Source organism: Kribbella sindirgiensis (assembly GCF_004331435.1).
Classification (GTDB): Bacteria; Actinomycetota; Actinomycetes; order Propionibacteriales; family Kribbellaceae; genus Kribbella; species Kribbella sindirgiensis.
Genome location: NZ_SJKA01000024.1, coordinates 49,376 through 72,770, shown reverse-complemented (window position 1 = coordinate 72,770; position 23,395 = coordinate 49,376). Strand labels below are relative to the sequence as shown.

19 protein-coding genes are annotated in these 23,395 nt (G+C 66.0%); 8 read left to right on the top strand and 11 right to left on the bottom strand.

Going from position 1 to position 23,395, the window contains the following annotated elements; genetic code table 11:
- Nucleotides 1-154: 154 nt before the first annotated feature.
- The 9 genes from E0H50_RS38740 to E0H50_RS38695 all read right to left on the bottom strand — a co-directional run bounded on the left by E0H50_RS38740 (nucleotide 155) and on the right by E0H50_RS38695 (nucleotide 13,337).
- The gene (locus E0H50_RS38740) at nucleotides 155-1,177 is read right to left on the bottom strand and encodes a hypothetical protein (protein ID WP_131296136.1); all 1,023 of its coding nucleotides are present in this window, start codon (nucleotides 1,175-1,177) and stop codon (nucleotides 155-157) included.
- A gap of 686 nt (nucleotides 1,178-1,863) precedes the next feature.
- Nucleotides 1,864-2,328, bottom strand: coding sequence for a hypothetical protein (locus tag E0H50_RS43335; RefSeq protein ID WP_165547444.1), 465 nt, complete (start codon nucleotides 2,326-2,328; stop codon nucleotides 1,864-1,866).
- Between the two features lie 654 nt (nucleotides 2,329-2,982).
- On the bottom strand, nucleotides 2,983-4,053 hold the full coding sequence (locus E0H50_RS38730; RefSeq protein WP_131296135.1) for a pentapeptide repeat-containing protein: 1,071 nt from the start codon (nucleotides 4,051-4,053) through the stop codon (nucleotides 2,983-2,985).
- 361 nt (nucleotides 4,054-4,414) lie between these two features.
- The gene (locus tag E0H50_RS38725) at nucleotides 4,415-5,569 is read right to left on the bottom strand and encodes a 5-methylcytosine restriction system specificity protein McrC (RefSeq protein ID WP_272948557.1); all 1,155 of its coding nucleotides are present in this window, start codon (nucleotides 5,567-5,569) and stop codon (nucleotides 4,415-4,417) included.
- A gap of 2 nt (nucleotides 5,570-5,571) precedes the next feature.
- Complete coding sequence (locus E0H50_RS43615) at nucleotides 5,572-7,758, bottom strand: AAA family ATPase (protein WP_202868524.1); 2,187 nt, start codon at nucleotides 7,756-7,758, stop codon at nucleotides 5,572-5,574.
- Nucleotides 7,759-8,321: 563 nt separating this feature from the next.
- Nucleotides 8,322-10,121: a tetratricopeptide repeat protein gene (locus E0H50_RS38715; protein ID WP_131296132.1), complete on the bottom strand. Its 1,800-nt coding sequence runs from the start codon at nucleotides 10,119-10,121 to the stop codon at nucleotides 8,322-8,324.
- A 920-nt stretch (nucleotides 10,122-11,041) separates the two neighbouring features.
- Complete coding sequence (locus E0H50_RS43610) at nucleotides 11,042-11,374, bottom strand: helix-turn-helix domain-containing protein (protein ID WP_272948560.1); 333 nt, start codon at nucleotides 11,372-11,374, stop codon at nucleotides 11,042-11,044.
- Nucleotides 11,375-11,666: 292 nt separating this feature from the next.
- On the bottom strand, nucleotides 11,667-11,927 hold the full coding sequence (locus tag E0H50_RS38705) for a hypothetical protein (RefSeq protein WP_131296131.1): 261 nt from the start codon (nucleotides 11,925-11,927) through the stop codon (nucleotides 11,667-11,669).
- Nucleotides 11,928-12,299: 372 nt separating this feature from the next.
- On the bottom strand, nucleotides 12,300-13,337 hold the full coding sequence (locus tag E0H50_RS38695) for a flavin-containing monooxygenase (RefSeq protein ID WP_131296130.1): 1,038 nt from the start codon (nucleotides 13,335-13,337) through the stop codon (nucleotides 12,300-12,302).
- Between the two features lie 61 nt (nucleotides 13,338-13,398).
- On the opposite strand from E0H50_RS38695, the gene E0H50_RS38690 reads away from it, so the two are divergent.
- The gene (locus E0H50_RS38690) at nucleotides 13,399-13,737 is read left to right on the top strand and encodes an ArsR/SmtB family transcription factor (protein WP_131296129.1); all 339 of its coding nucleotides are present in this window, start codon (nucleotides 13,399-13,401) and stop codon (nucleotides 13,735-13,737) included.
- Nucleotides 13,738-13,739: 2 nt separating this feature from the next.
- On the opposite strand, the gene E0H50_RS38685 is transcribed toward E0H50_RS38690, so the two are convergent.
- Entirely contained in the window at nucleotides 13,740-14,252 is a 513-nt protein-coding gene (locus tag E0H50_RS38685) for a DinB family protein (protein ID WP_131296128.1), read from the bottom strand.
- A gap of 277 nt (nucleotides 14,253-14,529) precedes the next feature.
- Between E0H50_RS38685 and E0H50_RS38680 the strand changes: the two genes are divergently transcribed.
- The 4 genes from E0H50_RS38680 to E0H50_RS38665 are packed head-to-tail and all read left to right on the top strand — an operon-like array spanning nucleotide 14,530 to nucleotide 18,157.
- Entirely contained in the window at nucleotides 14,530-14,814 is a 285-nt protein-coding gene (locus tag E0H50_RS38680) for a hypothetical protein (RefSeq protein ID WP_131296127.1), read from the top strand.
- A complete protein-coding gene (locus tag E0H50_RS38675) occupies nucleotides 14,811-15,227 on the top strand; it encodes a hypothetical protein (RefSeq protein WP_131296126.1) in 417 nt (138 codons plus the stop codon). The genes E0H50_RS38680 and E0H50_RS38675 overlap by 4 nt, the downstream gene beginning before the upstream one ends.
- 18 nt (nucleotides 15,228-15,245) lie before the next feature.
- Nucleotides 15,246-16,541 carry a Gfo/Idh/MocA family protein gene (locus E0H50_RS38670; RefSeq protein ID WP_131296125.1) on the top strand — a complete coding sequence of 432 codons (1,296 nt, stop codon included), beginning with the start codon at nucleotides 15,246-15,248 and terminating at the stop codon, nucleotides 16,539-16,541.
- 17 nt (nucleotides 16,542-16,558) lie between these two features.
- Nucleotides 16,559-18,157 (top strand): arylsulfatase, encoded by a 1,599-nt coding sequence (locus E0H50_RS38665; protein WP_202868522.1) that lies wholly within the window; start codon nucleotides 16,559-16,561, stop codon nucleotides 18,155-18,157.
- A 5-nt stretch (nucleotides 18,158-18,162) separates the two neighbouring features.
- Here E0H50_RS38665 and E0H50_RS38660 read toward each other — a convergent pair whose 3' ends face one another.
- Nucleotides 18,163-18,708, bottom strand: coding sequence for a DUF2231 domain-containing protein (locus tag E0H50_RS38660; protein ID WP_131296124.1), 546 nt, complete (start codon nucleotides 18,706-18,708; stop codon nucleotides 18,163-18,165).
- 78 nt (nucleotides 18,709-18,786) lie between these two features.
- Between E0H50_RS38660 and E0H50_RS38655 the strand changes: the two genes are divergently transcribed.
- The 3 genes from E0H50_RS38655 to E0H50_RS38645 all read left to right on the top strand — a co-directional run bounded on the left by E0H50_RS38655 (nucleotide 18,787) and on the right by E0H50_RS38645 (nucleotide 23,395).
- Nucleotides 18,787-19,479 carry a VOC family protein gene (locus E0H50_RS38655; protein WP_131296123.1) on the top strand — a complete coding sequence of 231 codons (693 nt, stop codon included), beginning with the start codon at nucleotides 18,787-18,789 and terminating at the stop codon, nucleotides 19,477-19,479.
- 152 nt (nucleotides 19,480-19,631) lie between these two features.
- Nucleotides 19,632-20,984, top strand: a complete 1,353-nt coding sequence (locus E0H50_RS38650) for an AfsR/SARP family transcriptional regulator (protein WP_165547443.1) — start codon at nucleotides 19,632-19,634, stop codon at nucleotides 20,982-20,984.
- 95 nt (nucleotides 20,985-21,079) lie between these two features.
- Nucleotides 21,080-23,395 carry a fibronectin type III domain-containing protein gene (locus E0H50_RS38645; protein ID WP_131296121.1) on the top strand — a complete coding sequence of 772 codons (2,316 nt, stop codon included), beginning with the start codon at nucleotides 21,080-21,082 and terminating at the stop codon, nucleotides 23,393-23,395.

The window sequence follows — 23,395 nt, the reverse complement described above, 5'->3', positions numbered from 1 at the left end:
GTCTCGGTTTAGGAAACCGAGGGACCCCGTGGACGCTACCCCCTCCAGGCGTGTCGAGACATCACCAGTCCGCCCGGTTCAACTCGATTTGGCTTGATTCGCCCCAGTTCGTTCCCAGCCTGTTCCCCGCTGAGCTGGGGGAATCCGGCCAGCCCTATCGTGCGGGAGGCGCCTGTGATGCCACCTCGTCCATTGCGCTGATAGCGATGGCCAATGCATCGATGGCCGAGCGCGGATCCTTTTGGATCTCTGGAAACTTCTCCAGGGCACGGATTTCGAGTTGAGACAGATTGCGGATCAGGACGACCTGGCCGCCGGGGCTATCGTGTTTGATTAGGAACATGGAGCCGATGCGTATGCAAGCTTGTGGAATCTCGGCCAGACTCTGCATCAGCTTGCCAGCTGCCTCGGCCTCTCTGATGTCTACCTCGGCTTGCTTCAGGTCGATCTTCTCAAGTTCAACCGCTCGCTCGACTTTAATAAGTCGGTCCTGAAGATCCTTCGACCTCAATGCTTTCTGTGCCGCAGCCTTGGATCGTCGAAAAATCGAACCGCGTTCAACTTGGATGTGCTGCGGCTCCTCGTATCCCATGACCTGCACGAGATTATCTACCGCGCCCAGAGCGCGTCCCAACGCCTCATCGTCATCGCTGTCCAGGTAGACGATGACGTCAACCGACTCTCGATCCGTCGAGCGGGCTCCATCGTTGCGGTGAGGGCTGTGCCGTTGAGGCGACGGAACGGCGTACGCCGCGCTCGTTCTGCTCACGGTGAAGCGATCGAGGGATACCCGGATTCCATTCGCGCTTAACGCGATACGCCGAAGCCTATGGGCGAGACGCGGCGAATCCGCATCGGTCGCACGAACGACATCCCCCAGCCTGTCAATTTCGTAAGGTAGATCGGGATAGCGCTGTCGAAGCGGGTCAACCTCAGTAAAGTCCTGACGCCATTTTTGGACCTCACCAAAGGCGGATCGGAGTTGAATCAGACCCTTGGCTACTAGGCGTACCTCTTGGCGTACGCGTCGATCGCCGGGCTGCCTGGGTCCAGGGCCGCGAGGTTGGGACTCTGCCTGCCAGGCTACTTGGGTCGCTTGCGCTTGGAGTTCAGAGAGGGCGCCCATCATTGCGACGAGGACGGCAGAAGCCCTCGCTTCCTGTCGTTCATCAGCCATGGTCGAACGTCACCCATATTCCTATAGTCGGGCCATCGTGCGACGTTCGGGCAATACACCCTGCGGTTCTCGCCTCTAAATTCAACGGCGCGATGACATGGCTTGAGCGTTGGCTCGGTCGCCGGGTGCCAACTCGTTGACTTCGCCGCAGAGAGATCGCCCCCTCACTAGCTAATCGCCCAGGCTCACCGAGCGTTACACGCGATTCTCGGCGCCCGGGCACCGTGCGGACCGCTTCGACAAGGCGGCCGCAGACCTTGGCGCTGCGGTTCCTGGTCCCCGTAGGACAGAGGGTCCGACCCTGACTCCGTCCTGCGAATTTGCGCATTGGGGCGGACTGGACTCGAACCCCGCGACCCACGGATTATGAGAGCCCCGCTACCTGCCGCACTGCTTGACCTCGAGCTCTCGTGATTCGGAATCGAGCACCTCTAGCCGACTGATTCCTGTCTGATTGACGCGGTTTCATGGCACGAGCCATGTCACGCAGAGGCCTCCCGGCCGTTGACCGCCCGCGCCGCGCCTCGGGATTCTTCCTGAGCAGCCGCATCGCTCCGGCGGGGCCGCGCGACTCCCGAGATGACCGGAGTCACCCTGCACGTGATCATCCCGGATGCCGCAGCCACGCTCAAGGCGGGAAGCCAAGTCGTCCACTTCAGAGGCCCTGGCGAGTACGCCGTTAGATATCAATGGAGGATGCGGAAAGCAGCACCTTGGGTAGTGCGCGGGACCACCGACCGAGTGTTGGAGACCGTGACTGATTGAGCCCAGGGTCTAGTACTCCAGCCGTAATTCGTGATTAGGCGAGTTGGGCGGCCTGACGGCGGTGGTGGCAGCCGCGTGCGCGGGCTTGGTGGCGGCGTTCGCCATCGTGACCAGTGCAGCAGGTGCTGGATGCCGTGTTGGGTGTGGTTGACGAGCCGGGTGAACAGTTGCCGGATCTCGTTGGCGGTGAGCGCGATGAGCCCTTGCGGTGAAGGGGTTTCGGCTCGTGCGGCGGCAGTCATCACGGCGAGGAACGCGTGGGCGAGCATGGCGAGGATGGTCCAGCGGTGCCACGAGGTCCAGCGGCGGACCTGGTGCTCGTCCAGCCCGGCCAGCCCCTTGCCTGCTTGGAAAGACTCCTCGACCGTCCACCTGCGCCCGGCCACCGCAACCAGAGTCGCCAGCGGCACCGGAGTGGGTGCGTAGCAGCGGGTAGAACGCCAGCTCACCCGGTACTGATCGAACGGCGGACCAGCAGCGCCTGATCGCCGGAAACCTCTGAGCCGGTGATGTCGATCCGGGCCCGTTTGCGCCTGTCAGCGGTCCACTCGAAGTCGAGCGCCTCCTGACGCGCCCCCGCTTCTTGCGGGCCGGCGACCGGGGTAGGTCGGCCGATCGAGGGATTCGATCCGGAGGGTGCTGCGGCGTCTCCGGCTGTATCGCCTCTGCGAGACCAGGCAGCCTCATCACGGAATGTGACTTGAGGTACGGCATGGACGTGGCGGACGCCGACTCGTCTGCTGCGGCTTGGCGGTAGTCACGATCGCCCGCGTGTGCTCGTCGTTGACCGGATCTGACGATGAGCGGTTGGGTGGGGAGGGGGCCCATGAGGACCGTGATCGGCTTACGGTAGGCAATCACCGGTATCTATCTGGGGACCCGCGAACCGCGAAGCAAGAGCCACTGACCTTCGTCCGGGAGTTCTCATGAGGACAGCAGCGGGTCCGACACCCGCATGGCCGTGATCTGGCTGAGTCTGATCAGCGCGTCGCGCACATCGTCGTCGAACTGCGCGGTGCGCCAGCTGTTGTTGTGCGTGCTCAGGAGGGTCTGCAGGGTGAAAGTGTCGAAGTTGTCGAGCGGCGTGTCCCGGAAGTCCGCTTCGTGGATGTCGGCGCCGACGAAGTTCGTGCTACGCAGCGTCGCTGCGCTGACTTGGCCTGCTTGAGCTCGGCTCCCTGCAACTGCGTGCCGTTGAGGTTCGCCTCCTCCAGGCGCACCTGGTCCCACCGGACACAGTGCAGATAGGCGCCGGTCAGACGGGCCTTCCTCAGCCAGCCCTTCCGAATCCAGGAGCCTGACAGGACAGCGTGGTCGAGCCGAACCTCGTACCCGTGTATCTCACCGAAGACAACGTCGTGCAGCTGTGCCCGCCTGAGGTCTGAGAACGCCAGATCGACGTCCCAGCCTCGCAGATCCAGCCCTCGCAGCTCCAAGTGCATGGTGCTGAGGTGGTCGAGCGAGAGTACGGGCAGCGGATCGCGCCTGTGCAGCCGCGGACCACCAGGCCGTCGTACCATGCGCCCGCGCTTGGAGGCGGGATGCTTGGCCACTTCTGCTGGCAGCAGCCGTTCGAGCGTGCGGCTCAGCGGTGTTGCCATCGAGCGAGACACCCCCTTGACGCGCAGCTCGCCCGTGACGATGGCGAACAGATCGGGCATCAGGTCGTCGCCCTTGCGCACCATCGCGTTCAGTGCGGATGCGGCCGCTACGCGAGTCGACTCGGCGGTCGCGCCGAGACCGGTGACGGTCTCGGCGAAGAGGTGGTCGACGCGGCTTTGGAAGTCCTGCCTGCGCGGCTCAATCAGCTTGAACAACGCAAACAGGCCGCCAGCGACACCAGCGACCGCTGTCACCAACGGCAGGGTGAACAGCAACGCGCCCAATAGGCCCGCGGAGCGGCTGTTGCTGATTTGCAGCTGTTGAACCTCTTGCAGAAGCTTGAGCCGTTCGATCTCGGCAGTGGACAGACCGTCCGCTGGGGCCGGTGCCGTGCTCGGGTTCAGACTGGCGATCCAGACCACCGCGAAGCACAGAGCGAGACCGCCGATCGTCAGGAGACCGGCGGTGACAAGCGGCGGCCAGCGGAGGGATTGATTCCGGGTTGACATAGTTCACCTCCTGCAAGGTGCTGGCTCGGAGCCTTGAGACCTCCGCGAAGCAAAGGCCGCACCCGAGCCAGCAGAACCAGCATGGTGCCTGTGTCTAACCGAGGCAGTGGTCGAAAGACCCCATTCCGCAAAGCCATTTGGTCACCTTGCGGCCCGCCTGGCAAGGTCTGGCTGACGGGTAGACGTTAAGGCGCCTCGAGAGGGGTGGCGGGACTTGAGCCACTGACAAAGGATTGTCAGTCCGACGGTCGCCACCACTTTGGCAGCGTCCACGGTCCACTCGCCCTCCTCGGGCTATGGATTGGATAGCGAAGTTCAACCGCCCTGCGCTTGCATCCCCTGTCGCCCCGACAGACCCGTGTCATTGCGGCGGCAAACGCGTCCTCGCCCGCCGTCGTACCTGGGCCACCCCTGAGAAGCTGCCAGCGGGGATCGTCGGCCACCGCGAGGGCTGGTGCGACATGGGAGCTACCGCGCTCAACAGTCCATCCGCGATCTGGTGGGGGGTCGCGAGAAGGTCGACGGTAGCGAACCGAATGCGGTGTCCCTGGATGACGACTTCCTCGTCTAGATGCTCCGCAACCGTGGGATGGAGCATCAGGCCTTCGGACTTGATGTCGGGCTCACGGGCGTCTTGGGACATGAGGTAGGCGTAGATCTGATAGAGGTATCCGCTGGCGAGTGTGGGTTTTCCGTGCTGTCCCGGCTTGGTGACGGCTGTGAACTTCGTGTCGATGACGATGCGGCGCTGCCCACCTTCGGGGGAGTTCGCGTGCTTGAGCACCACGTCGAGTTCCATACGCGGGAGGATCGCGGGCATCCCCGGCGATGCTGCTGAGATGTCCCACTTCAAGTGGTCTCCGTGCGAGACGTTCCAGCCGGATGGCGTCAGCCGGTGGCGGTAGAAGCCGTACACCGCGCGTTCGAACAGCTTGCGAAGGTACGTGTCCTCCAGGGAGGGCAGCGGCAGCATCTTGCCGCCCGATTCGGTTGTCGGGATCGCGAGGGTGAGGAGCAGCTCGGCGGCGGCGACCATGAGCTGATCGCGGGTGAGGAGCCGCTGACGCTGCATGGCTGACACGCTGTTGAGCGGTGGGCAAGGGCCGCGTACGCCGGCGGCGCCGAGTTGTAGTGCAAGGGACCGGTATCGAGGCTCCTTCGGCACCAGGACTGCCGCCTTTTCTAAAGCAGCCTTGGCCAGTCGGTTGGCGGGGGTGTCCGTGACGATCTCATCGAAGGTGCAGTTCACTAGGCCACGGCGAAGCAGCTGGTGCCGCTCCGTCGTCAGGATGTTGATGCGCCCGCGGACCCGGTTCACCGCGCGTGTCGTCTGCCGGAAGCCGACCGATAGGCCGGTGTGCAGCCGAACGGCCACCTCATCAGCGAGGATTCGCGCGGCCAGTTCGGGCAGATCCTCAGGGTTGTCCTCCATTGATACGAGTCCCGTGCCGGCGCTGCGGCAAAACGAGGACGCATATAGCTGGAGCAACCAGACGTTCCGGATCGGTATCTGCACGGTTACATTCCCAACAGCTTCTCGGAGGCCGCCTCGGCGAGCTCCGGGCGGTCAAACCAGTACTCCTCCAGCAGCGGCCGCACGTCAGTGTCGACAACTCGACGCCACCACCCGGCGGTGTCCAGGCCCGTCTCCTCGAGATGCGCTGCCGGTGTGAAGTAGCTGTGACCGATGCAGTACTGGCGTCCCAGGGCGCTGTCATGGGAAATGGTTTCGTTGAGGCTGCGAACCCGTTCGCCGTAGGTCTCGAGCAGATCAATGTCGTATCCGAGACCGTTGAGGTGCTGTACCCAGTCCTCGCCGAACGAGGGGGTGAGCTCGATGAACGCGAAGCGTCGCCGCAGGGCCATGTCAACGATTGCCAGCGATCGATCGGCCACGTTCATGGTGCCGATGATGTGCAGGTTCGGTGGCACGAAGAACCGCTCCCCAGCTTGCCTGGGGTAGGCCAACCGCATGGCTTGGTCAGCGGACCGCTTGTCGGCCTCGATTAGGGTCAGCAGCTCGCCCAGTACCTGGGCCGGGTTACCGCGGTTGATCTCCTCAATGACCAACACCCAGGGACGGTCTGGGTCCTCTTCGGCGTTCGTGCACATCTCCAAGAACGGTCCGTCGGCGAGCTGGAGTCCTTCACTCGTGCCCGAGGGACGCCAGCCTCGTACGAAGTCCTCATAGCTCAGCGACGGGTGGAATTGCACTACCTCGACTCGGCTGCTCCGCCGTTCGTCGCACAGAGCCCATCCGAGCCGTCTGCCAAGCCACGTCTTCCCGGTGCCTGGGGGCCCCTGCAGGATGATGTTCTTACGTGCACGCAGCCGCTCGAGCATCGGCTCGAGCTCAGATGTGGGAATGAAGCATCCGTCGTCCCGGATCGAGTCGACACCGTAGCTCTCGCCGGCCAGCGCCACATCAGTCGAGACAGGCTTGGTCGCTGGCTCGCCGATGGCGATTTGCGGGACGTTAGAGGCATCTGGACCCGTCACATAGTTGTACGCCGCGTTGGACAGCTCGGGGAAGGAGCTGTAGGGCGTCGCCGTATCGGCGAGCCAGGCCTTGAAGGTCTCGGTGTTGGCGAGGAACTGCTCGCCGTTGATCCGGGCGTTGAGAGCAAGTTTCGCCGCCAGCTCGGGGAACTGTTTCTTGAGGAAGGTGGTGTTGGTGGAGTCGTACGCCGCGAACGCGTGCGGGCGGATCCAATAGATGCCCATGGTCAACTTGCGGGTACCCCCGGTGGCGCAAGCATCGAACGCCGAGACCAGTCGCTCACGCGTCCCTTCCGTCGCGTTGGCCGCGTAGCCGACGGCGGCATCGCACAGTTCCCACAAGGAATCGATGTCCTGGGGATCCCGCTCGTTCTCCCGTCCGAAGAACCACGAGTTGAGGTTGTTGAGCACCGGAACGCCGTCGAAGCTATTCGGATAGGGCGGTACCAAGCCGAACTCCGTGCCATAGGCACCGGCGATGTCGGCGCGAGCGTCGGGCCGGATACCTCGGTTGAAGGAGCCAAGCACCGTGAAGGGATCGAGGTCACGCACAGATCCACGGGTCCCGTCGCTCAGGTGATCCGCCCGCAGATACTTGAACAGTTCGGTACGGCCCGACGCCTGAGATACCTTCCACACCTTCTCCAGCAGTGCTCCCCGGTTGTGACGAAAGTCCAGGAGAGCGTCTGCCAGCTGTGGGTAGTAGTCCGCCCAGGAGTAGTTAGGCTCGGTTTGGGGCTGCGGCGCACCAAGCAGATGCTCGATCTCGTCCTCACCGGTCTTGATCAGGAACAACGTTGTCGCCGCGCTGATCTCGTGCTGGGCCGCCACGGACAACTCAGCGCGCGGCACACCGGTTCTCACCCAGCGAACAGGCCTCCAATGCCGGTAAACGCGACTGTCCGGGTGGAACTCGTATGGCCCTGTGACCAGCCCGATGTTCAAGGCACGAGCGGACCGGTCGGGACACACCACGACATCACCGTCGGCCATCGAATGGACGAACCGATACAGCGTCCCGGCACTACTTGGAGTCGAGGCCTCGTCGAGGTCCGGCATGCGCTCCGCCAACGCGGCCTTGAAGGCCTCTCGTGTGGCCTCAATCGCCGAGAGATCACCGGCTTCATCCCAACCGATCCGAACAGCCTCATCCGTGACCGGATCAATCTCGGGCTGGTCGTTGTGGATGCCCCAAGTAGTCCTCATAGCAAAGGAGCGTAGTCCGGAGCCTCGGCAATCCCGCCGAGAACGAGTCCCCACACCAAGGCAAAGTGAAGCCATCTAGAGTCCGGTTCGAGCCCCTAGACAGCGTTCCGAGCGTCCATCTGCTCCGTCGCTGCCCCATCAGAGGCTGCCGCAGGAGGTGGAGAGCCGATGGATACCGATGGGTATGAATGTGTAGGCCACGGGCCAGACCGGCGAGTTGAGCCGACCGGACCTACGACCTGAGTCTCATCAATTGGGTGCGCTTGTCAGGTGATCTGGTCGAGGGTGTTGCTTGGTCAGTGAGCAGTGGGGTCTCGGCGGGGATCGGCGCGCTGCCTGGGCCGCAGTTGGGTCGCAACCGTGGCGTCAGCGAGAGGTCCGGGCCTCAGCGCCACTGCGGTGGTGCCGATCGTGGTGCGAGATCGCGTTGAGCACCGTTGTCAGGATGGACCGAAGTGGATGACCGGTCAACACACGCAGTCTGGAGCTGGCTGATGGAGAGTTGCCGTGGCTATCAAATCTTTGACCGTGGATTCGAGACCCACCTCGGCCTTGGCGCAGTGCTAGCGGGCCGACCGGGATTCGCCGACGGCCGACAGCAGCACATCGCGAGTTGCGTCGCGTAGACCGTTCAAGAGGCCGTAGATGAACGCCAGCTCCGGATTTTCCTCTCCGACCATCCGGTCGACCTGCAACCCGGAGGACCTCTCGAGGCCGTGTAGCTTACCTTCGTGTGCGGTCTCGTTGCGGTGCGAGTAGTAGGCGTCGATCAGCTCGGTGGCGTCTTCTTGGTCCAGTACCGTCTCCAGCGCTGCCTGGACCCGCGCCCGCGATCGCCGCTGTGGAATCGAGCGGCTCCCATACGTCTCGCAGCAGGTGACGAACGCGACCATCGCCACGGACGGGTGGTCGCTGAGCAGCAACATGCCCTCGTAGAACGAGTCGAGGGCGTCCGACAGGTTGGGGTCGTCTTCGACGTTCTTCCATGCCGCAGCCAGCCAGGATGGCAGCTCCACAACCTCCGTCGAGCCGAGGTTGTTCGACCTCTCAGGCGGAGGTACTTCGGAGTCGAGAGCAACACCCGGCGGAGGCTCGGGCTGCGGATGCAGCTTGATCGTCCAGCAGCGCCCCCACGCGAGTGATAGCAACGCGCACATCCGGCGGGTCTGTATGCCTTCCTCATACGCATAGATGCCGCCGTCGTGGTCGTTGCGGCAGGCCCCTTCGAGCAGCACTGGGTGAATCTGGCGCACCTTGCCGTCACTCAGTCCAACGATGCCGGTGTGCTCGTCGACCGCGACGCAGGGTTTGAGGTCGATTGGGCCGACCTTGCCTGCGGCCCGCAGGCGCTGATCGGCGTACTCGAGCGGGCCACACGGCGTCGTGCCAAGCAAAGCGAACCAGACTGTGTCCCCGGGCTCGCGGAAGTGGTACAGCGCCTCGTCAACGATGGTGTGCCACACCCGCAAGTCAGGATCTTGAACCGGCGTCCCATCGGTCGAGGTAACGACGAACCGGACACCGGTACCGGCCGGCTCCATGACCAGCGTCGACCGGAGGGTCGCGGCCTCGATGTCGAAGGAGAACGCCAGGTCGGACTCCCGCTCGTACCCACCGCTTCGAATCTGCGGCACGTGCCACTCGATGGCGTACTGCAAGGCGCGCAAGAGGTCTGGGTGTCCTGCCTGCCATGGCACGTCGCTCGGATGGTCGTTGAGCTCGACGCGGGTGGGGCCCGTCGTATGTTCCGCCGGCTGCTGCCAGAAGACTCGCCATGCCTCAATGGAATGTCCGGTTTCCGTCAGCGCGCGGGTCAGGTTCCAACGTGTGCGGAGATTCTCCGGGTCGAGCTCGAGTGCTGCGCCAAACAGGTCTGCCGCGCGCTCATGCTCGCCTGAGTGGCCGTACGCGAGCGCCAGCGCGCCACAGACCGACGCGGACGCCGGATGCCGTTCCCGGGCGGCAGTCAGAAGCTCAATCGCCCGTTCCTCGAGCTTGAATTCAAGTAACGCCTCCAGCACCTCATCCACAACGCCGAGGTCGATCGCTTGCCGGTACGCCGTCACCGCCTCGTCGCACTGGTCGCCCACGACCAGTGCGTCCCCGAGTTGCGCCCAGAGGTCCCCTTCGCCGGGGCGCAACTCGATTGCCCTGCGCAACGTTTCGGCAGCTTCCGCCCACTGCTCAAGCTGCGCGAACCCGGCGGCCACCAATGACAGACTCGAGGACTCGACCGACTGCCGGGCAGCACGCAGCGCCTCCAATGCACCTGCTTCCCGTCCGCGCTCGATGAGCCGCTTGACGTCCTCCGGGCCGCGTAACGCGCTTGCGTCGTCCACGCCCGGCAACTGGCCATCACTCATAAAGGTCAGTGTGCCTAGTTGTGCAGACCGGCACACCGTATTTTCGCCAAACCCGGGTCGGCTCCGTCCTCCGGACCCGCTGACGCACTCCAGCTGGGCGGGATCGGTGAGCCCGACTGTCGCCGTGCGTTTGCTGGCCACGGAAACCTGAGTCTTAGGAGGGAACAACGCATCCTACAAATGCCATCCGCGACGAGGCGATCTCCAACGGACCAGACACCGCCGCCACATCCAGCCGCAGATCCAGCTCGCCAGGCCCGCGACTAGCCGGTGATTCGCTGACAGCCTTCTGCGCCTCCAACTCGCGGTCATCGTGCGCCGAACTGAGATGGTCGATATCCGTCGACGACGCCGAGACGACACACGACCTGTATCGCCGTCGACCCCGACGCGGTCTTCACCATCCGCAGATAGGCCCCAGATCCGACCCGACGAGGCCGATTAGTGCGGGATCCAGCAGCCCCACCACCCAGACGCGCACGTCAGATCCTCGCGCTCGCGCGGATCCCGTCTCGGTGATAATAGTCAGATAGGTCACGGGCCAGACCGGCGAGTTGAGCCGACCGGACCTACGAGGACGCAGAGGGCACCTGTCCGCGTTTACTCAGCAAAATCAACGGAAGACCGTGGCTGTGCTTGGGTAGTGATGCGCAGCCTGGTCGTGTAAGTCCGCAGGTCGCGGGTAGATGTGCCAATTGATGACAAATGATGAGCGTATTCCTGCCAGTTTCCGCGGGTTGTGGGTTCGAGTCCCACGGTGACTACAAAGCCCCAGGTCGGAAGCCTGACCCGGGGTCTGTTGTCACCGCAGTGCATGGTTTACCCCGTGGTTTTGCTCTCCGGATCAGCGTTGGGAGCCCGCTCCAGCGCGCTTGCCGCGGCCGGGTTCTTCGCCTTCCGCCCCATGTAGACGTCCTGCGTCATCGAGGGCCGTGCGTGTCCAGCTGGTCGGCGATCTGTCGCGCGCTTTGGCGGGCGTCATCGAGGATCGTTGCTGTCGTCTTCCTGAATACGTGGGACGTGAGCCACGAGAAGGCATCAGCCTCGCTCGGTGCCGAGTCTTCATCGACCAGGCTGAGGAGGATCGCCCTGTCCGGACCACGCAGCCGGTACAGATCCAGCAGTGCCTTCGCGTCCTCTCGCGTGACCTTGAGCCGCGCGCGCTCGATGAGGCTGATCCTTGAGTTGGACCAGCCGAGCCGCTTCGTCACCTCCAGTTGCGTCATGCCGGCTTCTCGCCTCGCTTTTCGCAGCTACTCGCTCAGCGCTCGCCGAACCTCACCACCGATCGGGTTGTGGGTTCGAGTCCCATGGGCCCACCGCTTTCGCAGGAAAGCCGAACCACCAGACCCCCGCGAGCCCCTCCAGCCGGACCGAGTCGACCAGTCCAGGCGCTGTTCACTCTGGTAGCCCGCAGTCGACAGGCTTCGTCCCATGCGGCTCCCAGGTGTGCAGGACCTGTGTTGTCGGTGGGATCACCGAGAGTTAGCGCATGACTCCGATCCTCGTCGCGCTCGGGTGGCAGCTGCTCGCGATCCCGCTTCGTCAGGTGGCTGACCAGCGGGCTCGCAGTACGCCATCGGAATCGGGTAGAACTCCCTCGAGCAGGGGGTTGTACTCCTCTTCGATGAGGGAGATTGTGGCTGCTGCAACGGCCCCGTCCGGAAAGTCTTCGGCCGTGGCGTCGACGAGCGTTAGGCTCTGAATATCGCCGGCCTGGTTCTCCCAGACGTACTCACAGAGGCTGCCGACCCTCGTCTGGACCGCTTCCACGTCGGTAGAGAGGTCGGGCCAGACGCTCAGCATGGCGCGTGGCCTGAGTTGGACGTCGTCGACTGTTCCTGGGGTGAGCCGATGCCATCGAGACGTATTCCGAACCGCAGATTCTCGGAGCAGGATCGCGCCGTGTCGGGCTGCAAGTTCGGTGACGTTCGCCCACTTTGACGGGGCGAGCCGGTCATAGGGGTGGAAGCGTTGATGGGCCGGGACGCGTGCGGCGCAGCACCGCTGTGTGCGTGCGACGTCCAGTTCGGGAAGAGCCATTCAGATCACCAACGATCGCGGGCCGGCGACAGATTTGCTACCGACGCCCTACGGAGGTGCCGGTAGCTCGCCGGTGACGAGGAAGATGACGCGGCGGGCCATCGAGACCGCGTGGTCGGCGATGCGATAGTTGTCCTACCTTCCTGCGATAGCGCGCACGACGTACTCCGCGTCGCGTGACACGCCCCGCAGTGTGTTCGATGAGAAGGATCGCTGGAACTCGACGCCGAGGTAAACCAAGCCCGGGTGGGTGAGCGAGATGCCGCGCCTGTGGAGCGGCATTCCGGTGCTGTCCAGTGCGCCCAGGTCCTTGAGGTACGGGAGGTTCGGGCGGTAGCCGGTTGCGAAGATGATGGCGTCGACGTGTTCGCGGGTGCCGTCCGACCATTCGACTTGATCGGCGTTGAGGCGGGTGACCATGGGTCGCTGGTCCAGTAGGCCGGACTTCAGGGCGTGGCTGTAGATGCCCGTGTCGAACACCGGCGTGCCTCTGATCAGCCTCTTCAGGACCGAAGGTGGCAGGAGGTCCAGGCGTAGCGCGTGCAGCCAGTAGTGCATGTCGCGGCCACCCCGGACTTGCGGGACGAACTGGATGGGACGTCGTACGGCAAGCGTCACCGTGGCGACATGGGCGAGTTCGTAGGCGACCTGGATCGCGGAGTTTCCGGCGCCGACCACGACGACGCGTTGACCGGCGTACGGCGTGGGGCTGCGATAGTTCGCGACATGCAGGAGTGGTCCGGTGAACTCGCCGGGGATGTCGGGAATGTGGGGGTTGGTGAACGATCCGCTGGCGCAGATGACCCCGGCGGCGCGGAGCTCCTCGCCGGTGTTCGTGTGTACTGCGAAGCCGCGGTCGGAGGCTTCTACCGTGGTCGCTCGGCTGTTGGTGTGGATCTCGGCGTCGATGCCGAGGGCAAGCTTTTCGAGATAGGTGACGACCTCGTCCCTGGTCGGGTAGCGATCCGGATCGCCGGGGAACGGTGCCCCGGGGAAGCCGCTGTAGCGGGCGGGGGAGAAGAGCGTCAGGCTGTCGTAGTACTCCGGCCAGGACCCGACGGCCCGGTCGCCGGCCTCCAGCACCACCGGCCGCAGCCCCGCTTCCCGCGCCGCGAACGCCCCGGCCAGTCCTGACTGGCCACCACCGATGATCACGACTGAGTCAGCTGTCATATCTGCAACATATCGTAATATCCCGATATGACGAAATAACGATATGAGCTAGGCTGGCGGTATGGCGCAGCACGCGGAGACACCGAGCGCGCCGTCGTGCGCGCCCGCCGACGCCGTCGAGTTGAGCGCCGCGACCCACGAGTTTCTGAAGGCCCTGTCGAGCCCGACGCGGCAGCGCATCATGCTCCTGTTCGCTCGAGGCGCCGAGCTGTCCGTCAACGAGGTCGCCGCCCAAGCCGGCATCGGCCAGTCCACCGCCTCCCAGCAACTGGACATCCTCCGCCGCGGCGGCATCGTCACGTCCCGCCGCGAAGGTAAAACCGTCCTCTACCGAGCCGACCGCGACGGCGCGGCCACAGCACTGTCCGACCTTCAGGATTACCTGAAGACCTGTTGCTGACCTCAGTCCAGTGCGAGTTGCTCGCGGTGGAAGTCGTAGTGCTGGGTCGGGAAGTGATAGACGTCAGCCAGGGTCATGTAGTCGTTGAAAAACGGATCCCACCTGGTCGGGTAATGCATCCCTCGCGCCAGGTCCGCGTCGGTTTCGGCGTCGAGCCGTCGGTGAAGCTTGTCGACGACGTGGTCGAACATCACGACCATGCGAGCCGGACTGACCGTGCGGCCGGCGGCGTACGAACCAAGGAAGTTGACCTCGTCGAACGGCCGGGTTCCTGCATTCAGCAATCGCGCGTACGTGCGACTTGCTCCGCGGGGCAGCCGACCGAAGACACGAACCAGCCTGAGCAGCGCGCGGATGATCAGGTAGCCCAGCAGCATGTGAAACAGCAGTTGGCGGTTATTCCACCGCGTGCCGTTCGACGGCCTCCGCAGTACCTCGTCGTCGGCCGACTCGACCAGGTAGCGGAAGTCGGCACGAACCCGCTCGAGTTCCTCGTGCACCGACGTCCTGTCCATACCTCCATGCTGCGCGCCGGAAGGCCCGGACACCAGGAGAGCGGTCATGTCTCGCCCGTACGTCGTTCGCGGGTATGACGCCACCGGAACTCTCACCGCTCCCTGCTCCCAAGGACTGCCGGCCCAACCTGGCTACCCAACTGACGCCGCGGGAACTGGTGGACGTGAGTTGGTTGCGCCGGGGCGGGTGCGGGTGGTGGGGGACACCGTCGTGGTGGTTGACGGAACGGGGACGGAGAGCGGTCGGGTCAGTTGTTTCAACGCGGCGGATGGTGCGGTGAAGTGGATCATCGACGGTAAGAAACCGATGACGGTCGCGCTCGACGCCAAGAACGGAAACGAGCTGTGGCGCGACGTTGATGTCGTCGGGGTCTCAGGTGATGGGAACTCGGTCGTAGTCGCGAAGCGGATGTCGGCGTTCTGGCAGTTGGAGGTCCGTGATGCGCGGACCGGAAGGCTCGCTGGACCGGTACGCACCAGTCGCGTGGACCGTGGGAACACCGGGGAACGGCCGCAGACCACACCGTGCTGCAACACGCGGACCGTACGGACGTCGACGTGATCCGTCTGTCCGATGGCAAGCCGCTCGAGTTCGATACCGGCACCGTGCCGATGGTGGTGGCGAGCGATCCGCCGTTGCTCGTCTGGGACAACGGGGTCGCCTGGTGGGCCAAGGGTCCGAACGGGTTCGTGACCCAGGCCCTGCCGAACAGCGAGCCGGTCAAGGGAAAGCACCGGCCCAAGGGGCTGGAGTTCAGGGCGGCGGCCGGTGCCGGGCCGTACATCAGGGGTCTGTACGGCGGTACGCAGGAAAGCAACAAGAACGACAACCTGATCGGGACCCTGGCGGTGGACCGCACCGGCGCGCCGTGCTCGCCGAATCTGCAAGGTGTTGCGCTCGCTGACGTCTCCGAGAAGTGGTTGGCGGTAGGTCGAGCGGGGTACGTCGAGGTTCACCGAATCACTCCCGCCTGAGCAGAAGGACCGCGACAGATGCAGAAAGTAAGGGCCGTGCTCGTCGGCGCCGGGCACCGTGGCGTGCTCTACTCGCGCTACGCGCAGGTCGCGCCCGACGAGTTGGCGATCACCGCGATCGTCGAGCCTGATCCGACGCGGCGCGAGCGGTGGGGTACGGAGTTCGGGATCCCGCCGGCGGCCCGGTACTCGTCGCTGACCGACCTCCCGGACGCGGGCGCGGTCGCCGACGTCGCGATCGACGCCACGATGGACCAGGATCATGTGCCCACCGCGATCCACCTGCTGGCCGGCGGGTACGACGTACTTCTGGAGAAGCCGATCGCGCAGAGCGCGCCGGAGCTCATGGCCTTGGCCGAGGCGCAGCGTACGTCCGGGCGGACCTTGATGATCTGTCACGTGCTGCGCTACGCGCCGTTCTACAGCGAAGCGAAGCGCCGGATCGTCGCCGGCGAGATCGGTGAGCCGCTGAGTATCGAGATGGCCGAGCACGTCAGCTACGACCACATGTCGATGGCGTTCGTGCGTGGTCGCTGGGGGAACTCCGAGCAGTCCGGCTCGTCGATGCTGCTGGCGAAGTGCTGCCACGACCTGGATCTGATGACCTGGCTGTGCAACGCCGCGGCTCCGGCCCGGGTCGCCAGCTCGGGATCGCGTGGCATGTTCGTTCCTGAGCGGGCGCCGCAGGGGGCGGGGACGCGGTGCCTGTCGGACTGTTCGATCGAGGCGACGTGCTCGTACTCGGCGCAGCGGTTGTACGTCGAGCTGAACAAGTGGCCGGAGTACATCTGGGAGCAGGCCGAGCACCTGAGCCCTGAGCTCGACCTGGACCAGAAGCTCGAGTCGTTGCGTACGGACAACCGCTACGGCCGGTGCGTGTGGCACGCCGACAACGACGTACTCGATCGGCAGACCGTGAGCGTCGAGTTCGCCGACGGTGTCATCGGGTCGTTCGCGCTGGCGACCAACACGCCGGCGTCCAGCCGCACGCTCCACGTCGTCGGCACGACCGGCGAGATCTCCGGGGCGCTGGAGGACGGAACACTTCGGGTACGTCGGATCCGCACCGACCGAGCCGCGTCGTACGACGAGGAGATCATCACCACGTCCGTGACCGACGACATGCACGGCGGCGGTGATCACAGGCTCGTGGCCGACTTCGTCCGGGTCGTCCGTGGCGAGCCGGCGAGTGTGTCGAGCACACAGCTCGCCGACTCGATCAACGGCCACCTGCTGGTCTTCGCCGCCGAACGAGCGCGGCAGCACCGCCGTTGGGTCGAGCTCACCGAGCTTCAGCCGACCGTCGCCAGTTGACCAGACACGGAGGACACGTGCCGCAGACCCGCCCCAACATCGTGCTCATCATGGTCGACGACATGGGCTACTCGGACCTCGGCTGCTACGGCGGTGAGATCGACACCCCGAACCTGGACGCGCTGGCGGCCGGTGGCGTCCGGATGTCGCAGTTCTACAACACCGCGCGCTGCTCTCCGGCGCGCGCGTCGTTGCTGACCGGGCTCCATCCGCATCAGACCGGCATCGGCGTACTGGTCGAGAACGACGGTCCGCTGGGCTATCCGGGCACGATCAACAACCGGTGCGCCACGATGGCGGAGGTGCTGGGCGCGGCCGGGTACACGACGGCCATCCGTGGCAAGTGGCACCTCACCGGAAGCCTGCACACGCCGGACGGTCATTGGCCGACGCAGCGTGGTTTCGACTCGTTCTGGGGGATCATCAACGGCGCGGCCAGCTACTACGATCCGGCGACGCTGACGTGCGACACCGAGCCGGCCGGAGAGTTGCCCGAGGACCTCTATCTGACCGACGAGCTCGGACGCCGCGCTGCTGAGTTCGTCACCGATCACTCCGAGGCCAGCAGCGCACCCTTCTTCCTCTACCTCCCGTTCAACGCGCCGCACTGGCCGCTGCACGCACCGCCGGAGGCGATCGCGCGCACCCGCGGGCGGTACCGCGAGGGCTGGGACGTGCTGCGGCAACGGCGCTACCAGCGACAGATCGAATCCGGGCTGATCGACGGCAGCTGGCCGCTCAGCGAGCGAGACGCCGACGTCGTGCCGTGGGCGGAGACCGCTGACACCGACTGGCAGGAGCAGCGGATGGAGGTGTACGCCGCACAGGTCGAGCTGATGGACGCCGCAGTCGGCACCCTGGTGGAGGCACTGACCCGGACCGGTCAGCTGGACGACACCCTGATCATGTTCCTGTCCGACAACGGCGGCTGTGCAGAGGAGATCCCGACCGGCTGGGTGGATGAGCTGTCGCATCGCCCCATCCACACACCGACCCGGACGCGGGACGGGCGTCGGGTACGGCGCGGCAACGACACCACTGTCACACCTGGTGGCCCTGAGACGTTCGCGTCGTACGGCAAGCCGTGGGCGAACCTGTCCAACACACCGTTCCGGGAGTACAAGCACTGGGTGCATGAGGGCGGTATCGCGACTCCGATGATCGTGCACTGGCCCGGTGGCGGGCTGCACCGCGGTACCGATCACGATCCGCACCAGCTTCCCGACGTACTGGCGACCGTCCTGGAGATCACCGGGGCCGACTATCCCCGCGACGTGCTGCCGCTGGAGGGGCGGAGCATGCTCGATTCATGGCGCGGTACGCCGACGCCGGAGCATCCGCTGTACTTCGAGCACGAGGGGAACGCCGCCATCCGGATCGGACCGTGGAAGCTGGTCCGCAAGTACCCGGGGGACTGGGAGCTGTACGACCTCGCCTCGGATCGCACTGAGCTGACGGACCTGAGCGCCAAGCATCCGGATCGGGTGCGGGTGATGTCGGCACAGTGGCAGGAGTGGGCCGATCGCTGCGACGTCCTGCCCCGCGAACAGGTGCTCCGGGCTACCGGTGCAGGGTTCGGCCATGTGAGCGACGTACAGCTTTCCAGTTGGCGCTGAGCTTCCTAGTTGCTCTCGGCAAAGGAGTCTCGGCGGGCGGTGCCGCGGTTCAGGGCCAGGTGTCCGCCGAGGAAGCCTGCGGCTGCTATGACCAGGTTTCCGGCGAGGGCGAGCTTTGCTCCTTTGCGGTGCTTGCCGCGCAGGCGGGCGACGAGCGAGCCGGCGAAGAGGAAGATCGCCGTGTCGGCGCCGAGTGCGTGGACCGCGCCGATCCGGCGTTCGGAACCTGACAGGTCCGACCAGTCGGCGGCGCCCGCGATGGCTGTCGGCACAGACGCCAGTACTCCGAGCCCGGCGAGCAGGGCCGCACCGCGCCGCGATTCGGATCGGCCGGCGAGGTCGAGAAGGGTCGTGCCGAGCCAGCACCCGGTGGTCACGTCGGTGAGCGACGGATGGATCGAGTGACCCAGTACGTCGGTATGCATCGGACTGCGCCGTACCCAGTCGATCAACGGCGCATAAGCCAGCTCCTGAGCACGGGCCACGCGCTCAGCGAGCGAGCTTTCACCGACAGCGCGAACAGCGCGCTGCGGCAACGGTCTTGATGCCACGCGTCTGACGATACGCGTACGCCAGTCGCTCTCGGAAGCGCTCGACCGACCGTAGCGATGGCCTGCGAGGATGCGGCTATGGAACAGGTGCTGAGTCGGCAGGAAGCTTCGGAGGCGGTCGAGGGTGCTGGGTGGCGGTTCGTGCTGGGTGCGTTGCTGACGTCGGTTCCGGTCGGCTCGTTGGCGCGGGCGGTCGGCCTGGCTGCGGATGCTGTCGCGGTGTGCGGCGGCGACGCCGACCGCCACCTCCGGGTCGATGCGCGCCCCGAGCGGGTCGTCTTCACCCTCCAGTCGGTGGAGCACGCGGCGGTCACCACCCTGGACGTCGAACTCGCGCTTCGGATCTCTGCCGCCGTGGACAAGTCCGGGCTGTCGACGGAGCCCGAGATCGGAACGGGGGCGCCGCGATCCGTCCAGACTCTGGAGATCGCGATCGACGCCCTGGACATCGGCGGGATCCGGGCGTTCTGGAGGGCGGTGCTGGGCTACACCGGCGAGGCAGGTGCCGAGGGGCCGGAGGACCCGCTCATCGACCCGGTCGGACAAGGTCCGGCCGTCTGGTTCCAGCAGATGGACCAAGCGCGCCCGCAGCGCAACCGCATCCACTTCGATATCTCTGTTCCGCACGACGAGGCCCCGCGGCGCCTGGAGGCAGCACTGGCGGCGGGCGGCCGGCTTGTGTCCGCGACGCGCGCCCCCGCCTTCTGGGTGCTGGCCGACCAGGAGGGAAACGAAGCCTGCATCACGACCTGGCAGGGCCGGGACGGCTGACCCGGGATTCCGCTTTGATGGGGGTGGCGCGGCATGCTGACGGGTAACTACCTTCTGTAGCGAAACATGGGCGGTGGGTACGGAACCGCCCGGGAGGTCGTTGCGTCGGAGTGGTTCGGTGTGAGTTCAGCGCAGGTGGAGGTGGTGCGGCGGTGTTGTTCCGGGTCCTGGGGCCGGTGGAGATCGATGGCACCGATGCGGTCAGCTATATCCGTGCCGACAAACCCCGCGCGCTGCTCGCGCTGCTGTTGGTGAAGGCGAACACCTGGGTCTCCGTCGGCGAGATCATCGATACGGTCTGGGCCGGTAAGACACCTCCGGTGTCGGCAGAGCGCAACATCGGCACGTACATCTGGCAGCTCCGCCGGGCTCTCCCACCGCTCGGTGCGGACGGCCAGCGGATCGAGAGCCGCTCCAAGGCGTACCGGATCCGGGTGGAAGCCGGCGAGCTGGACTCCGACCGGCTACAGGCGCTGCTGGCGGCAGGTGATGAGGCCCTGGCCGCACGCGACGCGGCGACGGCGCTGAAGCACCTGGAGTCGGCACAGTCGCTCTGGAGAGGCGCGCCGTACGAAGGGCTCGTCACGGACGGGCACCAGCCGGAGGTGGTGCGGCTGGCCGAGCTGCACTGGTCGGTCCGGGAGCGGCTGGCGGACGCGTTGATCGGTACGTCGCGATTCGCCGACGCGATCGCGCTGTGCAAGAGCCTGACCGCCGAGGACCCGTTGCGGGAGACGAACTGGGTGCGGCTGCTTGTCGCGTACCGGGACGCGGGGCGGCGTGCTGACGCGCTCGCGACGTACCAGAAGGCCCGCAGTGCGCTCGTGGACGAGCTGGGCACCGAGCCGGGGCCGGAGCTCCGTGCGCTGCAGCAGCAACTGCTAACCGACGTACCGGAGGAGCCTCAGACGGCCAAGCCCGAGGGGCCCGGACCTGATGCGTACGTGCGGACCGTGCTGGACGCTGCCGCCGCGCTGAACGGACAGCATGCGGCTGCGGCCCACCACTGGTTCACCACGCGGCACGTCGAGTTCACCACTGCCATCAGCCAGCTGCTGGCGGCGGACGAGGTGTCCAACGCGTGGCTGCTGACCACTGCGATCCACCAGTTCATCGAGACCGGTGGTGACGTGCCGGGCTGGGCCCCGCTGGTTGCCGAGGTCGCTGCTGCGACCAGTGCCGCAAAGGACTGGTACGGCGAGCTCATCACCCGCAATGTTCTTGGGATCGCGCATACGCGGTCCGGTCGGGTCCACGACGCACGTGGTGAGTTCACTGCCGCGCTGGCGATCGCCTCGGTGCACGGCGACCGGGAGGCCGAGGGCACGGTGCTGGTCAACCTGGCGCTGGCCGAGGCGAGCGCGGGAGCGCGTCAGCAGGCTGCGGAGTACCTGCGCCGTGCGCTGCGGCTGCTGCCGGATTCGCAGACCGCGGGCGAGGCCCGTGCGGCTCTCGCCGAGCTGGGCGAACCGGAGGACCCGGCACGGTCACCGGTCGCCTCGTGAGCCAGTGACGTGCTGACGTCCGCTTCCGGACGACTCGTGGCCGGATGTATCGCCGCTGTACCGCAGCTGGACAGATGAGAGGCACCTTCTAACCCATGACCCGCATTGCTCGCGCGATCCGTCGGCCCGTTGCGTGGTGGACGGTCGCGGCCCTGATCCTCGGGACGTTCGTCGGCCTGTCCGCGCTGGGGCGCGGCGCCCCCGCGGTCGCCTTCCAGCAGGCCGGCCACTGGGTGTACAACGCGACCGTCGGCGCGGTCTTCCGGGTCGACGGCGGCGGCAAGAGCGTCGACGCCGAGGTCCGTGGCGTCCAGACCGAGGCCGGCAGCCAGGTCGTCCAGGGCAGCACCAACGGGTACGTCGTCCGTGCGGACGGTGTGATCGTGTTCGGCAAGTCCGACCTGACCGTGAAGAGCACGGTCCGGATCGGGATCCCGGAGGAACCGATCGGTATCGAGACGCAGGGCGGGCCGTACCTGGTCTACCGCCAGCACGGTCAGATCGTCCGGCTCGGTGACCAGCAGCAGACGGTCACCGTGGGCAGTGTGGTGTCCAGTGCGATCGCGACCGCCGACGGCGCGCTGTGGGTGCGCAACGCCGAGCAGTTCTGTCAGCTGGCGCCGGGCTCGACCACGCTGGCCTGTCAGCTGCCGTCCCAGGCCGGTGATGCCGGTGCGCTGCTGAGCGTGGGCGGCAAGCCCGCGTTCGCGAACCTGTCCAAGCGGACCCTGACCCCGCTGACCGGTGAGACGGCCGGCCGTGCGGTGCCGATGGACGTCACCGGCTCGCTGCCGACCACCTCCGTCGTAGCCCAGTCGGACGTCAACGGGCGCATACCGATCCTCGCCGGTCAGCGGCTGCTGCTCGTCGACGCTGCCGGTGCCAAGCGCGCCGACAGCATCAACCTGCCCCCGGGGCGGTACGACGCCGTCGCCGCGACCGGCGCCGCTGTCGCCGTACTGGACACCGACAAGCGGGTCGTGCGGACGTTCGCTCCTGACGGCAAGCCGCTGCACACGCATGAGCTCAGCAAGAAGAAGGGCGACCACAAGGGCGGTCCGCGGGTGACTGCCGGGCAGGACGGCCGGATCTACATCGACGACGAGACCGGTGAGGTCGTGACGGTGGTCGACGGCGACGGGACCGTGAGCGAGGTGGACGTCGACGGCGGCAACAAGCCGGTGTCCCCGTCGGCCACCCAGAAGCCGACTCCGAGCCCGAGTACCCCGACTCCCAGCAGTACGCCGACCTCTACCCCGCCGTCGACGCCGCCGTCCCACAAGCCGATCCTGCCCCCGATCCACGTGACCGTCGGCCCGGAGAAGCCGCGCAGCACCGAGAAGGTCGAGCCCAGGGCGACGGAGCGCAAGCCCGGGAAGACCGAGACGACCAGGCCGACCACGCCGCCGCCGACGAGCAAGCCGACGTCGAAACCGACCAGCAAACCGACGTCGAAGCCGACCTCACCGCCGCCGGCCGCGCCGGGAGCACCCGGATCGGTCTCGGCCAAGCCAGGTGACGGCAAGGCGACGGTCAGCTGGGGTGCGGCGCGAGCGAACGGTGCCGCGATCACCGGCTACAAGGTGAGCTTCCGGACCGCTCCAGGGACCTTCGTGGTCGGTCTGCCCGCGTCAGGGTCGGTCACCGTTGCCGGCGGAACCCGCAGCCACAGCTTCGGCCAGCTGCTGAACGGCGGCGGCTACATCTTCACCGTGTCCGCGACCAACCGCGTCGGCACCGGACCGGCCGTGGACACGAAGGTGACGTCGATCAGCGGGACCGCTGAGCCGCCGAGTGCACCGACCAAGGTCAGCGCAGCTACCAAGGCCGACGGCTCAGTCACCGTGTCCTGGACCTCGCCGAGCTCGTCCGACTACACCATGTCCGGGTACACGGTGCTCGGCTCGGACGGGTCGAAGACGAAGGCACAGGTGTACCAGACCTCGATCTCGCTGAAGCCGGCGCTGGGCAAGGGCGTGAGCTACCGGGTCACCGCTACGAACACTGCGGGCACCTCACCGCGCTCCGCGGCGACGCGCACCGTCTATCCGTACTCTCCGGCCGCAGCGCCGAAGGTGACCGCCACTCCAGGCAGGGGCTCGGTGTCTCTCATCTGGACCGCGCCGAACCTCAACGGCGGCCAGCTGGTGCACTACGTCGTCTCTGCCACCGGTCAGCAGGACCGGACTGTGACAACAACCAGTACTCGCTACACCGGTCTGACCGCTCTGCAGTTGACCTTCACGGTCAAGGCGATCACACGAGAGCGCAACAACAGCAGCAGTCCGACCGCTACCGGTGCAGCCGGATCCACCACGGCTGCTCCGGCATCCGCGGCTCCGGCCCTGCCCCCGGCTGGTACGCCGGCCGCACGAGTACGACGTACCTCGCGTCGACGGAAGGATGCGTAG

Bases quoted from the DNA above. Each gene is read 5' to 3' on its own strand.
- E0H50_RS38690 (WP_131296129.1), top strand. From the start codon at position 13,399: ATGGCGCAGCACGCGGAGACACCGAGCGCGCCGTCGTGCGCGCCCGCC.
- E0H50_RS38655 (WP_131296123.1), top strand. From the start codon at position 18,787: ATGGAACAGGTGCTGAGTCGGCAGGAAGCTTCGGAGGCGGTCGAGGGT.
- E0H50_RS38740 (WP_131296136.1), bottom strand. From the start codon at position 1,177: ATGGCTGATGAACGACAGGAAGCGAGGGCTTCTGCCGTCCTCGTCGCA.
- E0H50_RS38645 (WP_131296121.1), top strand. From the start codon at position 21,080: ATGACCCGCATTGCTCGCGCGATCCGTCGGCCCGTTGCGTGGTGGACG.
- E0H50_RS38705 (WP_131296131.1), bottom strand. From the start codon at position 11,927: ATGCTGAGCGTCTGGCCCGACCTCTCTACCGACGTGGAAGCGGTCCAG.
- E0H50_RS38685 (WP_131296128.1), bottom strand. From the start codon at position 14,252: ATGGACAGGACGTCGGTGCACGAGGAACTCGAGCGGGTTCGTGCCGAC.
- E0H50_RS38695 (WP_131296130.1), bottom strand. From the start codon at position 13,337: ATGACAGCTGACTCAGTCGTGATCATCGGTGGTGGCCAGTCAGGACTG.
- E0H50_RS43615 (WP_202868524.1), bottom strand. From the start codon at position 7,758: ATGAGGACTACTTGGGGCATCCACAACGACCAGCCCGAGATTGATCCG.
- E0H50_RS38730 (WP_131296135.1), bottom strand. From the start codon at position 4,053: ATGTCAACCCGGAATCAATCCCTCCGCTGGCCGCCGCTTGTCACCGCC.
- E0H50_RS38715 (WP_131296132.1), bottom strand. From the start codon at position 10,121: ATGAGTGATGGCCAGTTGCCGGGCGTGGACGACGCAAGCGCGTTACGC.
- E0H50_RS38670 (WP_131296125.1), top strand. From the start codon at position 15,246: ATGCAGAAAGTAAGGGCCGTGCTCGTCGGCGCCGGGCACCGTGGCGTG.